The sequence below is a fragment of the Fulvivirga aurantia genome, from assembly GCF_009711475.1.
GTDB classification, from domain to species: domain Bacteria; phylum Bacteroidota; class Bacteroidia; order Cytophagales; family Cyclobacteriaceae; genus Fulvivirga; species Fulvivirga aurantia.
Window position 1 is genome coordinate 1 of the sequence record NZ_SMMD01000483.1, and the last position, 3,146, is coordinate 3,146.

Here is a 3,146-nt window from a genome sequence, read left to right on the forward strand (position 1 = left end):
TTTTTATACCTTGTTAGCTACGTATTTAGCTTTATTATTTCAAAATCACCCGGATGATAATCCATCCCTTTACTTATTTTTTTAGTCTTTTCTTTTCCAATTAATTTTTCACATATATAAAGTCCTAAATCAATTGAGCTTGCTACGGCTCCTGCGGTTATTGTATTCGAATCATCCACAATTCTATTCTTCAATACGTTGGGGCAGTAGTTTTTCAAAGCTTCGTATTCGTTAAAATTGATGGTTGCAGATTTACTATTAAGAAATCCTGCTGCTCCAAGAATCAAACTCCCGGTGCAAACAGATACCTTGTATTTGACATTTTTGGCAGTTTTAATCCATTCAATAAATTTTTCATCAAATTGGAGTTGTCTGGTTCCGTATCCACCCGGGACAAAAACCATATCATAAGCTGATAAATCCGGACTTACTTTGTCAACAGTTATTTCTAACCCATAGCTATCTTTTATGCTATTCTTCATAGCACATAAATCCCAATCCAAATTATTTAGATAATTCAAAGTTTTGATATTCTTAATTGGATCGTAAAACCCAAAAAAATCCAAAAGTGTAATTCCGTCAAAGAGTATATAAGCGATTTTCATTTGTTTAATTTCTCATATTGTAGCTTACCACTACTCAGAGTCCTCCCCGAGTGACTCTGAGGGAAAAAAGGCGTCACTCATCATTGGCGTGACCGGATTTAAATTTATCTATCGGGAGTGGCGGATTTTCCAATTCCTACAAATATGTCCTGACCGGGTTAACCCCATTCATTTAAAGCATATGTTGGCGTGCTGTTTCATTATTTTTTCTGCAACCTTTCGACATCTCGACAGATTTCCACCAACTCCAATGGTTTTAGATTCAAGGAGATAAAGTCGTTCAGCGATTTTACCTGCTGATTTATGAATTAGCGCAATATTTAGTATTTGGGGGACATAACTTTGGTATTCGTCTCGAGGCGCTACATCGTTTATCCCAATTGGATCCCAATCCTCCCAAAGAATTTTATCAATTTGAACTCTGAGTTTCTCACGTGAGGATAATTCCTTCAGTTGAAAAGGTTGTTTATCTTCCTCAAATTCGCTTTCATATTGACCCCATTCCATGTACGTGTAATATTGTGTCATAGCGTCAAAATGAGAATTCGCTTTAAACGAATGAATAATTCTTGAATTGGGTTCCAATAAAGTTCGTGATTCTTTACCAAGTTCACCAGCCATACACAGCATTGTGAGCCCATCTTCGTCTTGCCAAATATCGTGTTTAATTGCAGTCATAATGCACGCCAAGGTACGTGTATATCATATCATGCCGTACCCGTACTTAATTGAAGTGAAAGTAATATTTTCTGTGCTTTGAACCAAAGTCGGTGGGAGAGGCGCACAGAGAGTTTATCGCTCAGGACCTTCTAATCATTTACCGTCCTTGTTCCGTTATGCCCTTTATGCAATGTAGTTTCAGTTCACGATTATCCATGAACCTTAGCGTTACGAGTTTATTATTCTTTGTGATTTTGTGTTCACAAAGCTGTTCAATGCTTATGTTCTCATTGACGACCTTGTCCAGGAAATTATAGTAGGTTAAGGTCAGACTACCGTTTTTCTCCTTGTTCATTTTTATTAGGTACTGTTTATTCAGTTCGAATACACTTCCAATTATAGCCGGACCAATTACAGGAATGTAGATTGACCAATGGAAATTGCTAAGAGAAACAACCGTTGAGGCTATTAAGGAAAGTAATAGCGGTAGCGTTATTGCTTTATAAACTATTTTATCAAGGTGTTTGCTGATCTTCATTTATGCTCGTTAATGGGCTAATTGGATTGCAAGGCCTTTTCTATTTCCTCTATAAAGTCATGCGGTTCGTCAATGTGAAGCCCGATGGTTTTAAAATTCTTTTTGATGCCGTAAACTCCTTGAAGCGTATTTTCTCTTTTAAGATTGATTATCACATTATGACTTTCAAGGTCTCTCAAAGGGGATAAGGTCCTGGTCAGCTTGTTCTTTTCAAGCTCTTTTTTTGAAAGAACTACAGAATCAATATCAGCCATTGGGATTTGAGATTCATTCATTATTCCATACCGTAGCAGGAGTGTTTCTTCCGTAATGATGATTGGTCTTTTTGATAATGCTTTAGCAAAAACTAAAAGCTGGACGGCTGTGTATATGCTCAAACCAGTTAAAGTCCAGGCTATGATCACATTCCACTGAGCGAGCAAATAGTGTAATGCTATGGTTTCAATCGCGATGACCAAAATAAACCCTCCTAACAAAGCTGGTGTCCCACTATTCTTATGATAGGTGTATTCGTTATTCTCCGGTTGTCTGCTCTTCCAATGAATAAACCCATAGTAGAATACTGCCACTTCTGTGGCAAAAGGAAAGACAAGCTTTTTGGGTAGAATTTCGGAGCAAAAATTTTTCAGCGTATCATAAAAGTCAGGTGATACATTCTTGAGTTTTTTATAGGTCACGACTGCTTTTCGGACTTTGATAATCACCAAAGTCAAAATGGAAAGCTCGATAATTGGTAAGGCCCAATTTTTAAATAAGTCTAAATAGGTTTGATCTTCTTTTGGTAGGAAATATGACCCAACCAAAAGGCCAATTACCATAACTGGGATTACCGTTGTTTTCGGGATTTTAGATTTACGAATGAGCAGAAAATAAATCAAAGGAACGGTTAACAGTAAATCCACGGTTATCGCAAAGTTTATCACATCATTTCCTTTTAGGAAGGGAGACTGCATCAGGAAGATTATAACCACCAATAACCCAAGCGGAATTCCAAAATTGATAAGGTTTCGGTTTAATAGAATTGGTGTGTTCATGTTGGTTGAATTATGCTTTGTGCTTCAAACTAAGCTAAGTCGGTTAAGCTTTTCAAATATCTTTAAAACTATCAAGTGCCATATATTCAAAGACCTCTGCTAAGTTTCAGTTCATCAAAAAGTACATTCACATAATCTCCATCTGAGTTGAATTCTTGTAAGTATTTCGAAGTTAGCTCATAGAAGTTATTATTAAGTAGCATAAGATCATTTGTACTACTGGTTCTTTTAAATCGCTTTTCTAATTTATTTAACTCAAAAAATGAAGCTTCAATCAACTTGTCTAGAGATGTATCTTTCTTTTGAAGT

At 36.3% G+C, this 3,146-nt stretch carries 4 protein-coding genes; all 4 read right to left on the bottom strand.

Annotated features, from left to right (window positions below; all coding sequences use genetic code 11):
* Positions 1-17: 17 nt before the first annotated feature.
* Positions 18-605: a DJ-1/PfpI family protein gene (locus E1176_RS03355; RefSeq protein WP_155209163.1), complete on the bottom strand. Its 588-nt coding sequence runs from the start codon at positions 603-605 to the stop codon at positions 18-20.
* Positions 606-773: 168 nt separating this feature from the next.
* Positions 774-1,283 carry a hypothetical protein gene (locus E1176_RS03360; RefSeq protein WP_155209164.1) on the bottom strand — a complete coding sequence of 170 codons (510 nt, stop codon included), beginning with the start codon at positions 1,281-1,283 and terminating at the stop codon, positions 774-776.
* Between the two features lie 537 nt (positions 1,284-1,820).
* Positions 1,821-2,837 carry a hypothetical protein gene (locus E1176_RS03365; RefSeq protein WP_155209165.1) on the bottom strand — a complete coding sequence of 339 codons (1,017 nt, stop codon included), beginning with the start codon at positions 2,835-2,837 and terminating at the stop codon, positions 1,821-1,823.
* Between the two features lie 86 nt (positions 2,838-2,923).
* Positions 2,924-3,146 (bottom strand): hypothetical protein (locus tag E1176_RS20465; protein WP_185152594.1); only part of this gene is annotated, 223 nt, incomplete at its 5' end.

What these genes read in the sequence shown, in the direction of transcription:
- E1176_RS03360 (WP_155209164.1), bottom strand. Translation starts at nt 1,283, where the DNA reads ATGACTGCAATTAAACACGATATTTGGCAAGACGAAGATGGGCTCACA.
- E1176_RS03365 (WP_155209165.1), bottom strand. Translation starts at nt 2,837, where the DNA reads ATGAACACACCAATTCTATTAAACCGAAACCTTATCAATTTTGGAATT.
- E1176_RS03355 (WP_155209163.1), bottom strand. Translation starts at nt 605, where the DNA reads ATGAAAATCGCTTATATACTCTTTGACGGAATTACACTTTTGGATTTT.